Below are 21786 nucleotides of genomic sequence, written 5' to 3' on the forward strand. Positions count from 1 at the left end.
ACCGGCCGCCGGCCCGGGCCGTGTCCGACCGTTCCCGCCGGGCACGCGACGCCCGGCTCGGCTCCGCCACGCTCGGCTCCGCCACGCTCGGCTCCGCCACGCTCGGCTCCGCCACGCCCGGCTCCGCCACGCTCGGCTCCGCCACGCCCGGCTCCGCTCGCGCGGGAGGGACCCCCACCGCCGCGTCGTCGGACCACCCGGGTGCATCCGGTACGCGGGCGGTCCGCCGCCCTGCGACGTACCGCACCGGACGCCGCGCGCCGGTCCGGGGCGAAGGGCCGGACACGCCCTACCGGGGGGAGGCCGGTTCCCCGCGGTCGTGCTCGCGGGCGAAGAGGCGTACCAGCGGCATGAGGCGGTAGCGCGCCGGGACCGGACCGGACACCTCCAGCAGGCGGGCACCGGCCAGGCTCTCCAGGGCGTCCTCGGCCTCCTCCCGCGGGCAGCCGAGGACGTGCGCCGCCTCCCGCGCGCCGAACACGTCGGGGCAGCCGGACGCCAGGGCCCCCAGGGCCGCCCGCGCCGGTGCGGGTACCCGCCGGTGACCGCGGGACAGCGCCGCCCGGACGTCGAGGTCGCCCGCCCGCAGTTCGTCGAGCCTGCGTTCCTCCGGTTCGAGCCGGGCCGCCGCCGTCGCGAGCCGTCGGCGCGGGTGCGCGGCCAGCCGGGCCCCCACGATCCGCAGGGCGAGCGGCAGCCGGTCGCACAGTTCGACGATGCGGGCGGCCGCGTCGGGCTCGTCCCCGGTCCGTCCCTCTCCCACGATCGCGCTCAGCATCCGGCGGCCCTCCTCGGCGCTCATCGGACCGAGGGTGACCGGACGCGCGCCCGGCAGCGTGGTGAAGGGGCCCCGGCCGGTGATCAGCGCGCGGCAGCCGCCCGCGCCGGGCAGCAGCGGGCGGACCTGGCGGTCGTCGGCGGCGTCGTCCAGGAGCACCAGCATCCGGCGGTCGGCGAGCAGACTGCGGTAGAGCTGGCCGCGCTCCTCCGTGGAGGCCGGGAGCCGGTGTTCGGCGACGCCCATGGCCCGGAGGAACCAGCCGAGCACCTCGGCGGGGGAGCGGGGGCGTTCGGACTGCCCGGACAGGTCGGCGTAGAGCTGCCCGTCCGGGAAGCTCCGCCGCGCCCGGTGCGCGGCGTGCACGGCCAGGGCCGACGTGCCGGTGCCCGCGGCGCCCGTCACCACGGCGGGGGAGGACCCCGCCCGGCGCAGGGCGGCCGCGACGCCGTCCAGCTCCCGGCGGCGGCCGGAGAAGTCCGCGACGTCGGCGGGCAGCATCGCGGGCACGACACCGCTCCAGACGCCGCGGTCGCGCACCCGCACCACCGGGCGGCGGGACCCGTCGCCCGGCGGGACGGGCGCCGGGCCGGCGGCCCCCGGCCCCCGGCGCGCGGCGGTCCCCGGGAGGCTGTCCGTCAGCACCGCCTGCCGGACGTCGTGCAGGGCCCGGCCCGGGTCCACCCCCAGCTCGTCGCGGAGCATCCGCCGGCCGCGCTCGTACACCGCGAGGGCCTCTGCCTGCCGGCCGCAGTGGTGCAGAGCGGTCATGAGCTGGCCGAGCAGCCGCTCGCGCAGGGGGTTCTCCACCACGAGCCGCATCAGCCGCGGGACCACCGTCCCGTGGCGGCCCAGGGCCAGTTCGGCCTCGATCCGGTCTTCCCGCGCGGACAGGACCGCCTCCTCCAGCAGGGGCCGCTGGCGTTCTCCGAGGTGCACGGTGACATGGGAGAGAACCGGCCCGCGCCGCAGCGCGAGCGCCTGCCCGAGGTGGTCGGCGGCCGCGAGGTGGCGGCCCGCCGCCAGGTCCGCGCGGCCGCGGTCCACCAGGCTCTCGAAAGCCGTCCAGTCGAAGAAGGCGCCCCGTGTGTCCAGCCGGTAGGCGCGGGCGTACCGCTCCAGGCGGACGCCGCCGCCCAGGCACTTCCTGAGCTGGGAGATGTAGGTGTAGAGCTGGGCCGTCGCCGTGGCGGGCGGTTCGCACCCCCACAGCAGGGTCTTGAGCCGGTCGTCGGAGAGCGGCCGGCCCCCGGCGAGCAGCATCGCCGCGAGGACCGTGCGCTGCTTCGCCCCGCCGAGGTGGACCGTCCGTCCGCCGGACTCGGCCTCGACCGGCCCGAGCACGCGGAACACGAACGGGCCGCGGTCGTCCGCCTCCGCCGGCCCGCGTCCGCGTGGTCCGGCGGCCGGGCGCGGCTGCGGGACGGACGGCACGGCGGGCGGCCGGACGCGGCCCGCTCCCGCGGCTCCGGGCCCCGGCCCGGGCCCGGGCCGGGTGGTGCGGTCGTGCACGGTGTCGCTGTGCCCCGGCATGTTCGCTCTCCCGTGGTGCTCCCGTGATGCCCCCGTGGTGCTTCAGGCCCTGCGGTGGGCCATGAAGTCGCAGAGCGTGGCGAGGATCCCGCGGGCCGGGGTCCGGGGCAGGGCCGCGAGGGCGGCACGGGCCCGCGCCAGGCGCTCGTCCCTCATGGCGGCGGCCGTGGCGAGTGCGGCGGAGTCCCGCAGGAGTTCCAGCGCCCGGCGGTGCGGGCGCGTCCCGGCGGCCGGTCCGGCGGCGATCAGGGCACGCAGCTCCGCGTCGTCCGGGTCGTCGCCGGCCAGGGCGAGGAGCACGGGGAGGCTGAGCACCCCGGCTTTCACGTCCATGCCCTGTTCCTTGCCCGACGCGGAGGCGGGCGCGCTGACGTCGAGGAGGTCGTCGGACATCTGGAAGGCGACGCCCAGGTGCTCGCCGTACTCGGTCAGGACGTCGACGTCCGCCGCGGGCGCGCCCGCCTGCAGGGCGCCGAGCCGCAGCGACATGGCGATCAGGGACGCGGACTTGCCGGACGTCACCTGGAGGTAGTGGTCCAGGGGCTCGGTCCCCGGCCGGGGACCGAGCAGCTCCAGCGACTGGCCGCCCACCAGCCGGCCGGCGGTCAGCGCGTTCAACCGCACCGCCCGCGGCCCGAGTTCGCAGGCGACCTGGGCGGCCTGGGCGAGGAGCCAGTCCCCGGCGAACACCGCGCGGCGTTTCCCCCAGCGGGCGTTGGCGCTGTCCGCCCCGTGCCGGGTGCCGGCGTCGTCGATGACGTCGTCGTGGTAGAGGGAGGAGACGTGGACGAGTTCGGCCAGGACGGCCGCGTCGACGACGCCCTCGCTCTCCGGATCCCCGAACTCCGCGCCCAGCAGGACCAGGAGGGGCCGCATCCGCTTTCCGCCGGTGGCGACGAGATGCCCGACGAGCGGGGCGACACGGGGGTCGGGGGTACGGGCGACGCGCTCCCTCAGGCGCTGCTCGACGGTCCACAGGCGCTCGTCCAGCCGGTCCCGCAGCGCCGGGTCGCCGGCCGCGAGTCCGGACACCAGGGGACTGCGCTGCGGGGTGCTCGACACGTTCATCCGGGCTCCTGAGGGGGTGAGGCACGGGGCTCCCCGGCCGCCACGGGCGCCCGGGCGCGGGGGGTCCGCCGCGGGGGCCCGTTCCCGGCGACCGGCTGCCCGCCCGGCGCCGCGGCAGGGCCCGGACGGTACGTGCGGCGGACCGGGGAGCGGGGGCGTCCGCACCGGGTCGCGCCGCGGACGTCAGGGCTGTCGCACCGGGTCGCGCTGCGGACACCAGGACTGTCACACCGGGGCCGGAGCGCGGGCAACGGCCCTGGCAGGTTCTTGCCGCGTTGGCGGCTCGCCGTCGTCGCGGACGGAACCCGGCGGCCAGACTGCGGCCAGGGCCTGTCCGGCACGATCCGCCGGACCGGCCCGGGGCCCGTCGTCACATTCCCGCCTGCCCTGCGACGACGGGCTCCGCAACCGGCGGCCCCCACGCGTCGGCCCGGTTTCCCCCAGCCGAAAAGCACGAAGGAGCACCATGTTCGGACGGATAGGGCGGTTCGCCGTCGACCGGCCCTGGCTGACGATCGTCGCCTGGGTCATCGCGACCGTCGCCGCTGTCGCGCTCGCGCCGCAGCTGAAGAGCACCGACGACCAGGCGGACTTCCTGCCGTCCCACTACGAGTCGGTACGCGTCACGGAGCTGCAGCAGCGCGCGTTCCCGGCGGCGGAGCAGCCCTCGGCCATCGCGGTGTTCCAGCGGGAGGACCGGGGACGGCTCTCGCCGGCCGACCTGGCGCAGGTGACCCGGATCGCCGGGGCCCTGCAGGCCGAGCACTACGACAAGGTGAAGTCGGTCCTGGCGAGCCCCGAGGCGGTCTCCCCGAACGGCAAGGTGGCGCTGGCGAGCGTCTTCGCCACCACGAAGAACCACTACGACCGGGCACTCTTCGAGTCGGTGAAGCAGCTCCGGGCGGACGCCGGGCCACTGCTGGCGAAGACCGGACTGAGCATGGGGGTGACCGGGCCGACCGCCAGCGGGCTGGACAACCTCGAGTCCTCCGGCGACACCGACGCGATGATCATGATGGCGACCCTGGTGCTGATCGTGCTGCTGCTGCTCGTGATCTTCCGCAGCCCGCTCATCGCGCTGCTGCCGGTCCTGCTGATCCTCCTGGTGTTCGTCGTGGCCACCGGGCTGATCGCCACCGCCGCCGAACTCGGCGGGCTCCAGGCCGACAACTCGGTCTCCGCCATCCTCATCGTGGTGCTGTTCGGCGTCGGCACCGACTACATCCTGTTCCTGCTCTTCCGGTACCGCGAGCAGCTGCGGGAGGGGCAGGAGCCCCGGGCGGCCATGATCGGTGCGGTGGCCCGGGTCGGCGAGACCATCGCCTCCGCGGCCGGCGCGGTCGTCGTCGCCTTCCTCGCCCTGGCCCTCTCCACCATGGGCATGCTGCGCGCCATGGGCCCGTCGCTGGCCATCGCCGTGGCCGTCACCCTGCTGGCCTCCCTCACCCTCGTCCCCGCCGTCTTCTCGCTGCTGGGCACCAAGGCGTTCTGGCCCTCCAAGGCGTGGAGGAAGCAGCCCAGGAGCGTCGTCGCCGGCCGGCTCGGCAGCCTCGTCTCGCGCCGGCCCCGTCTCCTCGCGTGCGTCTCCGGCGGCCTGCTGGCCGTCATGAGCGTGGCCGCCCTCGGCTTCAGCGCCGAGTTCGACAGCGAGAGCTCGCTGCCGCGGAACCTGGAGTCCGTACGGGCGTCCGAGGACCTCAGGCGGGGCTTCGCCGCCGGGCAGACCGACCCCTCCCTGGTGCTCGTCACCTCCGAGGACGGCTCCCGGCTCGACGCCGCCGCCCTGGAGACGTTCCGCGGGAAGCTCTCCGGGATCGAGGGCGTCGGCGACGTCTCGCCGGCCGTGCTCGGCACCGCCGGGGACACGGCGCAGTTCAGCGTCGTCCTGGACCACCGCCCCGCCGAGGAGGCGGCCATCGACCTGGTCTCCACGGACCTGCGCGACACCGCGCACCGGGCGGCGCCCGAGGGCACCGAGGCGCTCGTCGGCGGCACCAGCGCGGTCCTCGCGGACATCCGCACCGCCGTCGAACACGACTACTCGCTGGTCTTCCCGATCGCCGGCATCGCCATCATGGTGATCCTCGGACTACTGCTGCGCAGCGCCGTCGCGCCCTGGTACCTGATCGTGGCCGTGGGCCTCGGCTTCGGCGCCACCCTCGGCTCGGCCGTCCTGGTCTTCCAGCACCTCAAGGGCGAGAACGGGCTGATGTTCGCGCTGCCCGTGTTCGTCTACCTCTTCGTGGTGGCGATCGGCACCGACTACAACATCCTCATGGTGGCCCGCCTCCGCGAGGAGATCGCCCGGGGCAGGACCCGGCAGGAGGCCGTCCGGCTCGCCGTGACCCACTCGGCGCCCACCATCGGGGCCGCCGCCGCCATCCTGGCCGGCACCTTCGGCGTCCTGATGCTGGCCGCCAACAGCATGCTCCAGCAGCTGGGCTTCGCGGTGTCGTTCGGCATCCTGATCACCGCCTTCGTGATGGCGCTCGTCCTGGTGCCGGCGGTCACCTCGCTGCTCGGCGAACGCGCCTGGTGGCCGGGCGACGGCGGCCGCGGGAACGCGGAGGACGACGACGCGGCGCCGGCGCCGGCACCCGAGCCGGCCACGACGTGACCACCTCGCGGTGACCGCGTTCGTCATCGCCCTGACCGCCGTGGGCACCATCGCCCTCGGCCTGGCGGTACTCGGTCTCGGGGCGCGCAGGCTGCTCGGTCTGCGGATCGGCGCACTGCGCTTCCTGCTCACCGGGTGCACCGGGCTGCTCACCACCGGACTGGTGAGTTCCGCGATGGGGCCCACCGCGGCGGGCACCGTGCTGGTGACCGTCCAGGTGGGGTCCGCCCTGCTGGCCGCCATGATCTTCCTGGCCCTGTCCGAGGCGGTGGTGCCCAGCGGGTCGGTCGGCGGCATCGTCCGCTGGCCCCGCTCCGTGCGGCGCCGGGTGGCGCGCACCCAGCGCTTCACGGAGCTCAGCAGGATCGCCCTCCGGCACGGGCTGGGCCGCCTCCCGCGGCTGTCCGGCCTGAGCGGCCCGGCGACGAGCGCCACCCGCGCGGAGCACGCCCGCGCCCTGCGGACGGCCTTCGAGGAGGCGGGCACCACCTTCGTCAAACTCGGCCAGGTGCTCTCCACCCGCTACGACCTGCTGCCCGCCGAGTTCATCGACGAACTGGGCCTGCTCCAGTGCGCCGCGGCCGCCGAGCCCTGGGACGCCGTCGAACAGGTGCTCACCGAGGACCTCGGAGCCCCGCCGGGCGAGGTGTTCGCCGAGTTCGACACCGTGCCGCTGGCGGCCGGCTCCGTCGCCCAGGTGCACCGGGCACGGCTGCGGGACGGCCGGGCGGTCGCCGTCAAGGTGCAGCGCCCCCGGGCCCGCCAGGTGGTGGAACGCGATCTGGACATCCTCCTGCGGATCGCCCGCAGGGCCGGCGAACGCACCGCGTGGGGCCGTTCCGTCGGAGTCACCGGACTGGTCCGGGGCTTCGCCGCCTCCCTCCGGGAGGAACTCGACTTCCGCACCGAGGCCCGCAACACCCGGGAGATCGCCGCGCGGGAGGCCGACGCGCGGGAGACCGACGCCGGCCGGCACCCGTCGGAAGGCCCGGCCCCGCGCCCGGCCGTGGGCATCCCCGCCGTCCACGACGGTCTGACCACCGCCCGCGTGCTGGTGGTGGAGTGGCTGGACGGGGTGACGCTCGACAGGGCCGCCGAGTCCGCCGACGCCCGCGGGGTCGACCGGACGGCGCTCGCCGGGGCGCTGCTGGACTGCGTCCTCGCGCAGATCATGACCGACGGCGTCTTCCACGCCGATCCGCACCCGGGCAACATCATGCTGCTGGACGACGGACGACCGGGCCTGCTGGACTTCGGCTGCGTCGGCCGCATCGACCGGGTGCTGCGGTCGGCGCTGCGCGACCTGCTGGTCGCGATCCACCGCAACGACCCGCAGGCCCTGTGCGACGCGCTGCTGGAACTGGTGGAGCACCGGCCGGAACCGGCCGACGAGAACCGGCTGGCCCGTGACCTGGGGCGGTTCATGGCCCGGCACCTGGTTCCGGGGACCCGGCCGGACCGCGACATGTTCGCGGCGCTGTTCGCGCTGGTGACCAGGTACGGGCTCGTCGTGCCCGGCGAGATCGCCGCGGTGTTCCGTTCCCTGTCGACGCTGGAGGTCTCCCTCGGCCTGCTGGTCCCCGACTACGACATCATCGCCGAGGCCCGCCGGTTCGCGGCTTCCCAGGTCCGGCGGAAGCTGACCCCGGGGAGCCTCGGACGGGCGGCCGCGGAGGAGATGCTCACGCTGCTGCCGGTGCTGCGCCGGCTGCCGCGCCGGGTGGACCGCATCACGGAGGCCCTGGAGCAGGGGCGGCTGAGCGTGAACGTCCGGGTGCTGGCCGACGAACGCGACCGCGACTTCGTCCGGGGCATCGTCCACGACATCCTGCTGGCCTTCAGCGGCGGTGCGGCCGGGGTGGTCGGGGTGATGCTGCTGCAGACGCCGGGCGGTCCGGAGATCACCTCGTCGGTCGGGCTGTTCGAGGCGCTCGGGTGCAACCTGCTGCTCGTCGCCTCGGTACTGACGCTGCGCGTGCTGTTCTCGCTCTCCCGCGGCCGCCGCTGACGGGGGCGGCCGGGCGGCCGGGTGGCCAGGTGGCCGGGCTCCGGCCCCGCATCGGCTCGGACCCGGTACGGCGGGACGTCGTACCGGCGACGCCGAACGGGCAACGGAGTCCGGGCGCCGGAGCCGCACATGGTTCGCGACGCCGTCCGCCGAGCACTCCGCGCCCCGGGCCGGGACCGGCAGGAGCCGGCCCGGGGCACGCACTCGGTGTCGCGCCGCCGAAGGCGAACGGCCACTCGCACAGAACGGCTGCCCCGCGCGGGGACCCCGCCGCACAGAACGGTCGTCCGTGCGGAGACCCCGCCCGCACAGAGCGCCCGCCCGCACAGAGCGCCCACCCGCACAGAGCGCCCGCCCGTGCGGGGCGCCTGCCCACGCGGGGCGCCTGCCCGCACAGAGCGCCTGCCCGCGCGGAGCGCCCGCCCGTGCAAGGTGGTCGCCCGCGCGGAGCGGTCACCTGTGTGGAGACCCCGCCGCACAGAGCCCCCCGCACGGGCGACCACCGCGCAGAGCAACCGCCTCACACGGAGCGCCCGCCCGCACGGAGCGTCCGCCCACACGGAGCCGTCCGCCCGCACGGAGCCGTCCGCCCGCACGGAGCCGTCCGCCCGCACGGAGCCGTCCGCCCGCGCAGAGCGCCCGCCCACGCGGACTGCCCGCTCACGCGGAGTGCCCGGCCGGGGAAACCCGGTCGGGCACTCTGGGGGAACCGCTCGCGCCCCGGTCCGACGGGACCGTCCGGCGCGCACGGGTTCTCCGGGGCGGGGAGGGGGCCGTCCTCAGCGGGCGGTCGCCGTGCTGTAGGCGCGGCCCGACATCGGGATGACCACGGCGAGGATGCCGCCGATCAGGAGCAGCGACATCGCGATGGGATGCTCGGCCGGCAGCCCCGTGCCGAGGCCCACCGTGGGGTTGCCGAAGAGCTGCCGGCAGGCGGTGACCACCATGCTGACCGGGTTCCACTCGGCGACGACCTTCAGCCAGGTCGGCAGCCCGTCCGGCGGGACGAACGCGTTGGACAGGAACACCAGCGGCATCATCGCCATGAACGCCAGGGCGTTGACCGACTCGGTGCTGCGCAGCGCCAGGCCGAGCAGCGCGCCGAGCCACGACATGGCGAAGCCGAGCAGGAGCAGCAGCCCGAAGGCCGCGAGGGCCTTGGGCAGCCCGTTGTGGATGCGCCAGCCGATGAGGTAGCCGACACCGGCCATCAGGACGCAGGACCAGGCGGCGAGCGCCATGTCCGCGGTGGTACGGCCGATCAGCACCGCGGACCGCGAGATCGGCAGCGAACGGAAGCGGTCCACCAGGCCGTTGCCCAGGTCCCCGACGACGCCCAGGGCCGTCTGGGAGATGTTGGCCATCATCACCTGGATGAAGATGCCCGCCATGATGTATTCCTGGTAGCTGCCGCCCTCCACCTTCATGGCGCTGCCGAACAGCATGCCGAAGATCAGCACGAAGGCGATCGGCATGATCGTGACGCTGATCAGCTGCTCGGGTATGCGGTAGATGTGCCGGAAGTGACGGCCCACCAGGGCCCGTACGTCACTCAGTGTCTCGGTCACGCCGAATCCTTCTCCCTGGCCGTCTGGCCGGTCAGCGTCATGAAGACGTCGTCGAGCGAAGGACGCCGGATGGCGAACTCCGCTACCCCGATGCCGAGTTCCTCCACCGCCGCGGCCGCGGCGGTGACACCGCCCATCCCGTCGGGCAGCGGTACCGACACGGTGCGGCCGTCCTCGGAGACCGACGGGGTGGCCGCGAGCCGGGCGCCGAGCGCGGCCACCACCCGGGGGGTGTCCTCGGCCGCGAGCGCGGCGACCTCGAGGCGCTCGGCGCCGACCTTCTGCTTGAGCTGGTCGGCGGTGCCGTCGGCGATCACCTTGCCGGAGTCGATAACCACGATGCGGTCGGCGAGCTGGTCGGCCTCTTCCAGGTACTGGGTGGTCAGCAGGACGGTGACGCCCTTGGCCACCTGCTCCCGGATCATCCCCCACAGGACGATCCGGCTGCTGGGGTCGAGTCCGGTGGTCGGCTCGTCGAGGAAGAGGACCGGCGGGTCGACCATCAGGCTGGCCGCCAGGTCCAGCCGCCTGCGCATGCCGCCGGAGTACGTCCGTACCACCCGGTCGGCGGCGTCGGAGAGTTCGAACCGCTCCAGCAGCTCGTCCGCCTTCCGGCGCGACGGGCCCTTGCCCAGGTGCAGCAGGGTGCCGATGAGCCGCAGGTTCTCGCGGCCGGTGAGCCGTTCGTCGAGTGCCGCGTACTGGCCGGTGAGGCCGATCCGGCGGCGCACCTCCTTGGGCTGGGCGAGGGCGTCGAACCCGGCGACCGTGGCCCGGCCCTCCTCGGGCCGGAGCAGGGTGGCCAGGATGCGGACGGTGGTGGTCTTGCCCGCGCCGTTGGGGCCGAGCAGTCCGAGGACCGTTCCCTCGGGCACGGAGAGGGACACCCCGCTCAGCGCCTCGTGCCCCTTGTAACTCTTGCGGAGGCCCTCGGCCTCGATGGCGTTGGTCACGAGTTCACCTCGATGGTTGACGGGGTCCGCCGGGTCCGCCCGCCCGGCTGCGGGACATCGCCGCCGGGGGCGGCCGGGCGGGGGCGGCGGCGCAGCTGGAGGCCGGCGAGCGCCAGCGACGCGCCCCAGACGAAGAAGACGGGGTACCAGTAGAAGTTCCAGGGGCCGAAGGAGGCGGCCACTTCCGCGCTCGGCTCGACCCTGCCCGCGGCGACGAAGAACCGCAGGTAGCCGTAGCCGAGTCCCCACAGGGCGAGCCCGGTGCCGGCGGTCACGGCCGCCCCGACGCGCAGCCACCGGGGGAAGAAGTCCCCCCAGGGCCGGAAGAGGGCGGTGGTGGCGAGGGCGGCGAGGGCGGCGACCGCTCCCATGCCCCAGAAGGCGATCATGCGCTGCCAGGCCACGTCCGGCACCGACTCGGGGGTGTCGGGGTAGGCGAACATGATCCCCAGCCCCCACCACAGGTGCGGCAGGGCGTAGGCGAGCCCGGCGGTCAGCGCGCAGTACCCGACGGTCCGCTCCCAGCGGGAGACCGGGACCGCGGACGCCGGCGTGCCGTCCCCTCGTGCCTTCGACATCGTCTTCCTCCTCCTTCTCATCGGGAGCCGCGGGCGCGGCGGGCGGCCCTCAGCTCCACCGGGCGAGCCCCTCGCGGTCCGCCTCGAAGCGGACCGGCATGCTCTCCAGGCCGCTGAGGAAGTTGGAGAAGACCGGCTCCACGGGGCCGTTGGGCTCGACGCGGGCGGCCACGGTCCGCAGCCCGTCGAGCATGGCGTTGATCTCGACGCGGCCGAGGAACGCACCGAGGCAGAAGTGCGGTCCGTACCCGAACGACACGTGCTTGTTGGGGGTGCGGGCCAGGTCGAACGTCCCGGGGTCGTCGAAGACGTCCTCGTCCCGGTTGGCGGAGGTGTTCCACAGGGTGACGATGTCGCCGGCGGCGATCCGCCGCCCCGCGATCTCGACGTCCCGCAGCGCCCGGCGGCCGAAGTGCATGCCCGGGGTCGTCCAGCGCAGCACCTCCTCCACGGCGCTCTCCACCGTCACCTCGCCCCGCCGCAACGCGTCCCACTGCTCCGGGTGGCGCATCAGCGCCTGCACCCCGCCGATCATCGACAGCCGGCTGGTCTCGTCGCCGCCGATGATCAGGCTGTAGCAGTTCAGGACGATCTCGTCCTCGTCGAGCGGCTTCCCGTCGATCCGGCCGGTGGCCAGCACGCTGATGACGTCGTCGACCGGGTTCCTCCTGCGCTCCTCGGCGAGGTCGCCGAAGTACAGGAGGATCTCGTTGCGGGCGAGCCAGGAGTCCTCGGCGCTGGTGTCGGCCGTACTGGAGCTGAGGGCCTGCTTGTTGAGGCCGAGCAGGAAGGCGCGGTCGGCCTCGGGGACGCCCAGCAGGTCGCAGATGGTGGCGATCGGGATGTGCTCGGCGACGTCCCGCGCGAAGTCCGCCTCGCCCCGCTCCACCGCGGCCCCGAGGAGCGTGCGGGTGCGCTGCACGACCTGCTCCGAGATGTGCCGCAGGGCGCGCGGCGAGAACGACTTGAGCATCAGCTTGCGGATCGCCGCGTGCCGGGGGCCGTCGGTGACCGCGAGCATCTTGCCCGCCGCGGAGTCACTGCCGTGCAACAGCGTGACCAGCAGGTTCCCCCGCTCGGAGGTGAAGTTGTCGTCGTCCTTGTACACCTTCATGATGTCGTCGTACTTGGACAGGACCCAGAACTCGGGCCCCGCCGCGGTCGCCGGATGGCGGTGCACCGGGCGCTCGGCGCGGAACCGGCGCCACATGGCGTGCACGTCGGTCGTCTGGTAGGTCCGGGGGTCGGTCAGGTCGAAGCCGTCGAGCTCGCGGTCCTCGACGTCGGCTCCGCCCAGTGCCGTGGTGGCGCTGGTCATAGGGGCTTGCTCCAAGTGGGTGCGCGGTGGCGGGTCGTCGGTACGGTGCTGCTCCGGCGGTTCACCGGAGCTCGCGCAACTGCGCGGCGAGCGCCCGGCCGATCTCACCGATGGGCCCCGGACGGGTCAGCTCGTTGTGCCCGCAGTCGACGACCTGGATGTCGACCCGCCCCTCCACGAAGGGCCGCCACGCCGCGGCCATCGCCTGCGGCGAGGCGTGGTCCCGGCCGGCGACGGTCAGCATGACATCGCCACGGACGACGCCCAGTAGAGCAGGGTCGTACGGGTGGATGATGCTCCTCGACATGTTGGTGCCAACACGGGCGAGCGCGCCGATATGACGCTTTTCCAGTCCGGCGAGCGCGCTGTCCCCGGCCCGCAGGACCTCCATCACCCGCTCGTACTCCAGCGGTTCGGCCGGGTCGCGGTCCCCGGCCCGGCCGCTGAGGTCCAGCAGCGTCGCCAGGACGTCCTGTTCGTCGTACGCGAGGTCCGCGTGCCCCTCGGAGGGGATGTCCGGGTCGGTGTCCAGCACGGCCAGCACCCCGATCTGCTCGCCCGCGTCCTGGAGCCGGGTGGCGATCATGTGCGCGAGGATGCCGCCGAGGGACCAGCCCACCAGGTGGTAGGGGCCGGACGGCTGGACCTCGCGGATCCGGGCGAGGTAGTCGTCGGCCATCTCCTCGATGGAGGAGGGCAGTTCCTCGTCGCGGGCGAGCCCCCGCGCCTGGAGCGCGTAGATCGGGTGGTCGGCCGGGACGTGCCGCAGCAGGCCCGAGTAGCCCCACCCGATGCCGGCCCCGGGGTGCAGGCAGAACACGCCCGGCTTCGAGCCGCCGGGCCGCAGGGGCAGCAGCACGTCGAACGGGTCGTGGTCGGAGCCGGCCGTCAGCTCGGCGGCCAGCGCGGCCACGGTCGGGTTCTCCAGCAGGCTGCGCACCGAGAGCCGCACGCCGAACGCGGCCCGCGCCCGGCTGATCACCCGGGTCGCGAGCAGCGAGTGCCCGCCGAGGTCGAAGAAGTTGTCGTCGACGCCGACCCTGGGCAGCGAGAGCACCTCGGCGAACAGACCGCAGAGCACCTCCTCCTCGGGGGTGCGGGGCGCCCCGCTGCCCGGCGCCGCGGTGAACTCGGGATCGGGCAGCGCCCTGCGGTCCAGCTTTCCGTTCGGCATCAGCGGGACCTCGTCCAGCCCCACGAACGCGGCGGGCACCATGTACGCGGGCAGCGTGCCGGCCAGAGCGGCCCGCAGCGCCTCGGGTTCCGGGAGGCCGGCCGGCCCGGCGGGGTCCGCCGCGACGACGTAGGCCACGATCATCCGGTCGCCCCCGGCGTCCTCCCGCACCACGGCCACCGCACGGCCGACACCGGGCAGCGCGGCGAGGGCCGACTCGATCTCGCCGAGTTCGACGCGGAAGCCGCGGATCTTCACCTGGTCGTCGGCGCGGCCGAGGTACTCCAGGGTGCCGCCGTCGGTCCACCGCACCAGGTCCCCGGTGCGGTACATCCGCTCGCCGGGTCCGCCGTACGGGCAGGCCGTGAACCGTTCGGCCGTCAGCGCCGCGCGCCCCAGGTAGCCGCGGGCCAGGCCGTCCCCGGCCACGTACAGCTCGCCCGGTACGCCGACGGGCACGGGGCGCAGCGTCTCGCCCAGCACGTAGACCCTGGTGCCGCGGACGGGCCGGCCGATGGGCGGAGTGCCGTCCCCCGCGGTCAGGGGCTCGCTGAGGGTGGCCGCGACGGTGGCCTCGGTCGGCCCGTAGGCGTTGACCATGCGGCGGCCCGGCGCCCAGCGGTCCACGAGTTCGGCGCCGGTGGCGTCGCCGCCGACGACCAGGGAGCGGAAGTCGGGCAGTCCCGCCACGGGCACGGTGGCGAGCGCCGCCGGCGGCACCAGGGCGTGGGTCACCCGCTGCTCCCGCAGCACGTCGGCGAGGGCCTCGTCACCGAGCGGTCCGGGCGGGGGCACGACGAGCGCGGCCCCGGCCGGCAGCGCGGAGCACAGTTCCAGCACCGAGGCGTCGAAGCTCGGCGAGGCGAACTGGAGCACCCGGGACGCGCCGTCCACGGCGAACCCCTCGGCCACCGCGGCGGAGAAGGCCGCCAGGCCGGTGTGCTGCACCAGCACGCCCTTGGGCCGGCCGGTGGAGCCGGAGGTGTGGATGACGTACGCGGGATGACCGGGCAGCAGCGCGGCGGTGCGGTCGGAGTCGGCCAGGTCGTGGGCCGGCAGCGCGGCGAGTTCCCCGGTGACGGCCGGGTCGTCCAGCCGCACGACCGGGAGCCCGGCCGGCGGCGTGCCCGGGGGCAGGGTGACGCCGGAGGCGGTGACGGCGAGCACCGGCGCCGCGTCGTCGAGCATGAACGCGATGCGCTCGGCCGGGTAGGACGGGTCCACCGGCAGGTAGGCGGCCCCGGACTTGAGCACCGCGAGCTGCGCCACCACGATGTCCACCGACCGGGGCAGCAGCAGGGCGACGATCTTCTCCGGCCCGGCCCCGCGCGCGGCCAGCAGCCGGGCGAGCCGGTTGGCCCGCTCGTTCAGCTCGGCGTACCGGAGCAGGACCCCCGGCGCGACGACGGCGTCGGCGTCCGGGGTGGCGCGGACCCGCTCCTCGAACAGGTCGGGGAAGGTCCGGGCCCGCGGCCCGGCGCCGCCGCCGCTCCACTCCCCGACGAGCCGCCGGTGCTCCTCGGGGGAGACGACGTCCAGCCGGCCGACGGCCTGCTCCGGGTCCTCGACCACGGAGCGCAGCAGTGCCTCCAGACGGCCGCCCATCAGCCGCACGGTCTCGTCGGAGAACAGGTCGGGCCGGTAGCTCAGCCGCAGGTGGAGCCGGGGGCCGGGGACGGCCGCGAGACTCATCGGGTAGTGGTTGGCGTCCTCGCCCACCAGCCCGGTGACCCGCAGCTCGTCGGGGTCGCCCGGGTCCTCGGCCGCCAGCGCGGACGGGTCGACGGGGTAGTTCTCCGTCACGGTGAGCGTGTCGAACAGCTCACCGACGCCCTCCTGCCAGCCGCCGAGGGACTGCACCTCGGTGAGGCTCAGCTGCTGGTGGCCCATCAGGCCGGACTGCTGCTTCTGCAGCCGGGCCAGGAGGCCGGCCAGCGATTCGGCGGGGTCGATGGTGACCCGGACCGGCAGCGTGTTGATGAACAGCCCGATCATGTGCTCCACGCCGGGCAGCTCCGGCGGCCGCCCGGAGACCGTACCGCCGAAGACGACGTCGTCCCGGCCGGTGAGGCGGCCCAGCAGCAGCCCCCACACGCCCTGCAGGACGGTGTTCAGCGTCAGGCCGCTCCCGCGGGTCCGCGCCGCCAGCGCCGAGGTGAACTCCTCGGACAGGTCCAGCGTGTGGTGGCGCGGCCGGACCGGCCGGCGGGACGGGTCCGCGGGGGCCAGCAGGGTGGGCTCGCAGACGTCCCCGAGCACCTCGCGCCAGGCCTGCTCGCTCTGCGTCCGGTCCTGCTTGGCCACCCACGCCAGGTAGTCGCGGTAGGGCGTGACGTGCGGCATCCCGGACGGGTCGCCGTGCTGCCGGTACAGCGTGAACAGCTCGCCGACCAGCAGCGGTGTGGACCAGCCGTCCAGCAGGATGTGGTGGTTGCTCACCACGAGCCGGTGCTCGCGCTCGCCGAGGCGCACCAGGGTGAAGCGCACCAGCGGCGGCCGGTTCAGGTCGAAGCGGCGCGCGCGGTCCTCGGCCAGGGCCCGTTCCAGCGCGGCGGGCCGCTCGTCCGGGGGCAGCCCGCCGAGGTCGACCTCCCGGTAGGGCGGCCGGACCCGGCTGCGGATCACCTGCACCGGGCGCTCCAGGCCCTCGTGCCGGAAGCCGGCGCGCAGGCTGGTGTGCCGGGCGACGAGCGCGGCGACGGCGGCCGTCATCCGCCCGGTGTCCACGACGCCGGTCAGCTCCAGCACCAGCTGCACCGTGTAGACGTCCATCTCCTGCTCGTCGAGCAGCGCGTGGAACAGCAGTCCCTCCTGCAACGGGGACAGAGGGAGTACGTCCTCGATCGCCGGCTTGGTCATCGGTTCCTCCAGTCGGTGCCGGCATCGGCGCCGTCGTGTCCGTTGTCGTGCGGGTTCCGCCGCGTCCCCGGGTCCCGGGGGCCGTCGGACGCGTCGGAACCGTCGAAGTCGTCCTCGAAGCCGTCGTCGAACTCGTCGAACTCGTCGAGGTCGTCGAGGTCGTCACCGAGGCCGTCGATGTCGTGCTGGCTCAGTGACACCAGGGGCAGGTCGGAAGGCGTCCAGCCGCCGGCCTCGGGAGCGGCCGCGTGCTCGGCGAGCACGCGGAGCATGCGGAACCAGCCCTCGGCCAGCCCGGTCACGTCCTCCTCGCGGAGGAGTTCCCCGGCCCAGGTCCAGGTGGCCACGAGCTGCGGGCCCCCGGGGCCGTCCTGGGTGAAGGCGTTGACCTCCAGCGGGTGCGCGAGCGGCATGGCGTCGTCGGAGCCGCCGCCGAGGCCGCCCGACTCGGGGGCCGGGCCCCAGTCCACGGCCTCGGCCGCCTCGCCGCCCCCGCCGAGCCGGCCCAGGTAGTTGAACCCGATCTGCGGCGGGGCGAGTTCGGCCAGGACGGTCCGGGTGTTCGGGTTGAGGTAGCGCAGCAGCCCGTAGCCGAGCCCGTTGTCGGGCACCGCCCGCAACTGCTCCTTGACCTGCTTGAGCACCCGGCCCGCGCCCGAACCGGTGGCGGTCAGCCGCTCCCAGTCCTGGTGGCCGGTCTCCAGCCGCACCGGGTGGATCCCGGTGAACCAGCCGACCGTGCGCGACAGGTCGCAGGCGGCGTCGCCGCCCGGCCCGGTCCTGCCGTGACCCTCGAGGTCCACCAGCACGCCCCGGGTGCCGCGGCCCCGGCCCTCCTGCCACTCGGCCACGGCCAGCGCGAACCCGGTCAGCAGCACGTCGTTCACCCCGGCGTGGAACGCGGAGACGACGGAGGTCAGCAGCGGTTCGGTGTGCTCGCGGGCGAGGGACAGGGTGAGGGTGCGCGCGGTCGCCTGGGTGTCGCGCGCCGGGTCGAGCGGACGCTCGCCGAGCAGCGGTTCACCGCCGGCCAGCATCGTCGTCCAGCGCTTCAGGTCGCCGACCCGTTCGGGCTTCAGGGCCTCCTCGTCCAGCAGGCGGGCCCAGGTGCGGAAGGACGTGGGCACCGGTTCGAGCACCGGCTTCCCGCCACCGGCCAGGGCCTGGTGGGCCGCGGCCAGATCGGGGGTGAGGATCCGCCAGGAGACGCCGTCGACCACGAGGTGGTGGGCGATCAGCAGCAGCCGCCCCGGGTGGTCCGGGCCGGCGTCGAACCAGACCGCCTGGACCATGACGCCGTCCTCGGGCGAGAGCCGGTCCCAGGCCGCGGTGGCGTGCTCGTCGAGCGCGGCCGCGAGCGTCTCGGCCCGGACCGGGCCCGACGGCAGCGGAACCCGGCGTAGCAGGCCGGCCGCGTCGGCCGCGCCCCGCTCCGGGACCTCCAGCGACCAGCCGCCGGCGCCGCGCGTCAGCCGCGCCCGCAGCATGTCGTGGTGGTCCAGCAGCGTCTGCAGCGCGGCCGTCAGGTGCTCGGCCGACGCGCCCGCCGGGACCTGGAGCAGCATCGACTGGTTGAAGCGGTCCACGGGCCCGCCGCGTTCCTCCAGCCAGCGGACGATCGGCGTCGCCCCCACGGTCCCGATGCCGGCGTCCGGGCCGTCCTCGGCCGCGCGGTCGACGACGGCGGCGACACCGGCCAGCGCCTCGACCGTCTTGTGCTCGAAGATGTCGCGCGGGGTCAGGAGCAGTCCGGCCCTGCGGGCGCGGGCGACGAGCTGGATGGAGACGATGGAGTCGCCGCCCAGGTCGAAGAAGCCGTCGTCGATGCCGACGGCGGGCAGCCCGAGGACCTCCGCGAACAGGCCGCAGAGCAGTTCCTCGCGCTCGGTCCGCGCCGCGCGGCCTCCCGCCGCCGCGGCGAGGTCGGGGGCGGGCAGCGCCTTGCGGTCGAGCTTGCCGTTGGCGGTCAGCGGCAGGGCGTCGAGCGTGACGAACGCCGACGGCACCATGTACTCGGGGAGCTGCGTACGCAGGTGCTTGCGCAGGCCCTCCGCCTCCGGGGCCCCGCCCTCCGCCCGCGGGACGACGTACCCGACGAGCTTGCGGTCGCCGGGCCGGTCCTCGCGGACGACGACGGCGACCTGGCCGGCCTGCGGGTGCGCGGCGAGGCAGGCCTCGATCTCGCCGAGTTCGATGCGGAAGCCGCGGATCTTGACCTGGTGGTCGGCGCGGCCGAGGTACTCCAGGTCACCGTCCGCGGTGCGGCGCGCCAGGTCGCCGGTGCGGTACATGCGGGTCCCGGGCGGGCCGTAGGGGTCGGCGACGAAGCGCTCGGCGGTCAGGGCGTGCCGGCCGAGGTAGCCGTCGGCCAGGCCCGCGCCCGCCACGTACATCTCACCGGTGACGCCGGTGGGAACCGGGGTGAGCCGGTCGTCGAGGACGTGCACCCGCAGGTCCGGGATGGGCCGGCCGATGAGGCTGCCCGTCGCCGAGGCGGCGTCCCCGGCGTCCAGGGCGCGGTGGGTGACGTGGACGGTGGTCTCGGTGATGCCGTACATGTTGACCAGGCGGGGAGCGTCCTCGCGGTGGCGGCCGTACCACTCCTGGAGCCGCCACAGGTCGAGCGCCTCGCCGCCGAAGACGACGTGGCGCAGCGACAGCCGCGCGCCCAGGTCCGGGTGTTCGCCCTCGACCCGCATCAGCTGGTAGAAGGCGGACGGGGTCTGGTTGAGGACCGTCACCTTCTCGGCGGCCAGCAGGGCCAGGAAGTCCTCCGGGGAGCGGGACACCTCGAAGGGCACGACGACGAGGCGCCCGCCGTGCAGCAGCGGCCCCCAGATCTCCCACACGGAGAAGTCGAAGGCGTAGCTGTGGAACAGGGTCCACACGTCGTCGGGTCCGAAGCCGAACCAGTGGTCGGTCGCGGAGAACAGCCGCACCACGTTGCGGTGGGGGACGACGACGCCCTTGGGGCGGCCGGTGGAGCCGGAGGTGTAGATGACGTAGGCGGCGGAGCCGGCGTGGAGCGGGCCGCCGCGCTCGGCGTCGGTGAGGTCGCCGCCGGGCAGGCCGTTCACGTCCGACCGCACGTGCGGGTCGTCCAGGACGAGGACGGCCGCGTCGCCGCAGTCCACGCCCGACAGGTCCACCCCGGAGGCGGTCGCCACCAGCACCGGCGAGGAGTCCGTCACCATGTGCGCCAGGCGGTCCGCCGGGTAGTCGGGGTCCATGGGCACGTAGGCGGCGCCGGACTTGACCACGGCCAGCAGGGCGGTGACCAGGTCGGCCGACCGGGGCAGGGCCAGGCCCACGAACCGGCCCGGTCCGGCGCCGGCGGCGACCAGGCGGCGGGCCAGCCGGTTCGCCGAGGTGTTCAGCTCGCGGTAGGAGAGCGCGTGGTCACCGCACACCACGGCGACCGCGTCCGGAGCGGCGGCCGCCCGTGCCTCGAACAGCTCCGCCAGCGACGGCCCGCCCGCACCGGCCCCGTCCGCCACCGCACCGGCACCGGTACCGGCGAGAGCGGCCTCCCACTCGGCCGCGTCCAGGACGTGCACGTCGCCGAGCGCGCGCCCGGGCTCCTCGGTCCACACGGACAGCAGCCGCACGAAGCGCTCGGCGAGGCGGCCGGCCGTGGACGCGTCGAAGAGGTCGGCGGCGAACTCCAGCGCACCCGTGATCCCGGCGGCCGAACCGTCGGGGGTCCGCTGCTCGGTGAGGCTCAGCGCCAGGTCGTACTTGGCGACGCCGTGCTCGACCGGGTGACCGCCGAACGCCAGCCCGGGCAGGTCCAGGCCGTCCGTGGCGGGGGCCTGGTTGTGGAAGGTCAGGTTGACCTGGAACAGCGGGTGCCGGGCCGCCGAACGCTCCGGGTTCATCACCTCCACGAGCCGCTCGAAGGGAACGTCCTGGTGGGCGTAGGCGGCGAGGTCGGTGTCGCGGACCCGGGCCAGCAGCTCCGGGAACGTCGGGTTGCCGGAGGTGTCGGTGCGCAGCACCAGCGTGTTGACGAAGAAGCCCACGAGGTCGTCGAGGGCGCTGTCGGTCCGTCCGGCGACCGGCGTGCCGATCGGGACGTCGGTGCCGGCCCCCATCTTGGTGAGCAGGGCGGCGGTGGCCGCCTGGAGGACCATGAACACGCTGGTGCCGGTACGGCGCGCCAGCGCCGCGATCCGGGTGTGCAGCCCGGCGTCGAGCTCCAGCGGGACCAGGCCGCCGCGGTGGGAGGAACGCTGGGGCCGCGGCCGGTCGGCCGGCAGCGTCAGCTCCTCGGGGAGGTCCGCGAGGGCGGTGCGCCAGTGCTCCAGCTGCGCCGAGACCTGGCTGTCCGGGTCGTCCTCGCTGCCGAGCACCTCGCGCTGCCACAGCGTGTAGTCCGCGTACTGCACCCGCAGGGGCTCCCAGTCGGGAGTCCGCGCCAGGCGGCGCGCCGCGTAGGCGGTGGACAGGTCCCTCGCCAGCGGGGCCAGCGAGGCGCCGTCGGCGGCGATGTGGTGCACCAGCAGGTGGAGCACGTGCCGGTCGGGGGCGAGCGCGAAGAGGTCCGCCTTCAGCGGCACGTCGGTCGTCAGGTCGAAGGCGTGGCAGGCCGCGGCGCTCAGCGCGTCGGGCAGCCCGTCCTCGGTGACCTCGGTGACCGGCAGTTCGAGGCCGAGGGCGGAGGCCTCCAGCACCAGCTGGCGCGGGCGCCCGTCGGTGTCGGGGAAGACGGTCCGCAGGCTCTCGTGCCGGTCGACCACGTCGCGCAGCGCGGCGGCGAGTGCCTCCCGGTCCAGGTCGCCGGTCAGGCTCAGCGCCAGCGGGATGTTGTACGTCGCGCTGGGCCCGTCGAAGTGACCGAGGAACCACAGCCTGCGCTGGGCGAAGGAGAGCGGAACCTCCGCGGGGCGTTCGACCGCGCGCACCGGGGGACGCACCTCGGACGCCGGGTCGAGCCGCCGGGCCAGCCCGGCCACGGTCGGGTGCTCGAAGACGCTGCGCACCGGCAGTTCCACGCCGAGCTCGTCCCGGACGCGGCTCGCGAGACGGGTGGCCAGCAGGGAGTGGCCCCCGAGGTCGAAGAAGCCGTCGTCGACGCCGACGCCCTCCACCCCGAGCACCTCGGCGAACAGGTCGCAGAGCAGCGCCTCCCGCACGGTCCGGGGGGCCCGGCCCGCTCCGGTGGCGGTGCCGCCGGGTGCGGGGAGGGCGGCGCGGTCGAGCTTGCCGTTGACGGTGAGGGGGAGGGTGTCGAGGGTGACGACCGCGGCCGGGACCATGTGCTCCGGCAGCGAGGCCCGCAGCGCTTCCCGCAGCGCCGCCGGGTCCGTGGCCGTGCCGTCGCCGTCCGCCA

General features: G+C 75.0%; 10 protein-coding genes and 1 pseudogene. 3 read left to right on the forward strand and 8 right to left on the reverse strand.

Annotated elements, in window-relative coordinates; translation table 11 throughout:
• Window positions 1-67: 67 nt before the first annotated feature.
• A pseudogene (locus ACF09K_RS24705) lies at window positions 68-145 on the forward strand (pentapeptide repeat-containing protein); the annotation flags it as partial.
• A gap of 144 nt (window positions 146-289) precedes the next feature.
• On the opposite strand, the gene ACF09K_RS24710 reads toward ACF09K_RS24705, so the two are convergent.
• Together ACF09K_RS24710 and ACF09K_RS24715 are read right to left on the reverse strand one after the other, a co-directional pair.
• Window positions 290-2311 carry a BTAD domain-containing putative transcriptional regulator gene (locus ACF09K_RS24710; RefSeq protein ID WP_392246749.1) on the reverse strand — a complete coding sequence of 674 codons (2022 nt, stop codon included), beginning with the start codon at window positions 2309-2311 and terminating at the stop codon, window positions 290-292.
• Between the two features lie 42 nt (window positions 2312-2353).
• Window positions 2354-3379 carry a polyprenyl synthetase family protein gene (locus ACF09K_RS24715; protein ID WP_392246751.1) on the reverse strand — a complete coding sequence of 342 codons (1026 nt, stop codon included), beginning with the start codon at window positions 3377-3379 and terminating at the stop codon, window positions 2354-2356.
• A 466-nt stretch (window positions 3380-3845) separates the two neighbouring features.
• Between ACF09K_RS24715 and ACF09K_RS24720 the strand changes: the two genes are divergently transcribed.
• Window positions 3846-5996, forward strand: a complete 2151-nt coding sequence (locus ACF09K_RS24720; RefSeq protein ID WP_392246753.1) for an MMPL family transporter — start codon at window positions 3846-3848, stop codon at window positions 5994-5996.
• A gap of 10 nt (window positions 5997-6006) precedes the next feature.
• Window positions 6007-8004, forward strand: a complete 1998-nt coding sequence (locus tag ACF09K_RS24725) for an ABC1 kinase family protein (RefSeq protein WP_392246754.1) — start codon at window positions 6007-6009, stop codon at window positions 8002-8004.
• A 779-nt stretch (window positions 8005-8783) separates the two neighbouring features.
• Here the strand turns inward: ACF09K_RS24725 and ACF09K_RS24730 are convergent.
• The 6 genes from ACF09K_RS24730 to ACF09K_RS24755 form a co-directional block, all read right to left on the reverse strand.
• Entirely contained in the window at window positions 8784-9572 is a 789-nt protein-coding gene (locus tag ACF09K_RS24730) for an ABC transporter permease (protein ID WP_392246755.1), read from the reverse strand.
• A complete protein-coding gene (locus ACF09K_RS24735; protein ID WP_392246756.1) occupies window positions 9569-10525 on the reverse strand; it encodes an ATP-binding cassette domain-containing protein in 957 nt (318 codons plus the stop codon). The genes ACF09K_RS24730 and ACF09K_RS24735 overlap by 4 nt, the downstream gene beginning before the upstream one ends.
• On the reverse strand, window positions 10522-11103 hold the full coding sequence (locus ACF09K_RS24740) for a DUF3995 domain-containing protein (RefSeq protein WP_392246757.1): 582 nt from the start codon (window positions 11101-11103) through the stop codon (window positions 10522-10524). Before ACF09K_RS24740 ends, ACF09K_RS24735 begins: the two co-directional genes overlap by 4 nt.
• Window positions 11104-11152: 49 nt before the next feature.
• On the reverse strand, window positions 11153-12421 hold the full coding sequence (locus ACF09K_RS24745; protein ID WP_392246759.1) for a cytochrome P450: 1269 nt from the start codon (window positions 12419-12421) through the stop codon (window positions 11153-11155).
• A gap of 61 nt (window positions 12422-12482) precedes the next feature.
• Window positions 12483-16454: an amino acid adenylation domain-containing protein gene (locus tag ACF09K_RS24750; RefSeq protein ID WP_392246761.1), complete on the reverse strand. Its 3972-nt coding sequence runs from the start codon at window positions 16452-16454 to the stop codon at window positions 12483-12485.
• A partial coding sequence (locus tag ACF09K_RS24755) for an amino acid adenylation domain-containing protein (protein ID WP_392246763.1) occupies window positions 16451-21786 on the reverse strand: 5336 nt, incomplete at its 5' end. The genes ACF09K_RS24750 and ACF09K_RS24755, both read right to left, overlap by 4 nt.

The sequence above is a fragment of the Streptomyces sp. NPDC014882 genome, from assembly GCF_043081325.1.
Lineage (GTDB): Bacteria > Actinomycetota > Actinomycetes > Streptomycetales > Streptomycetaceae > Streptomyces.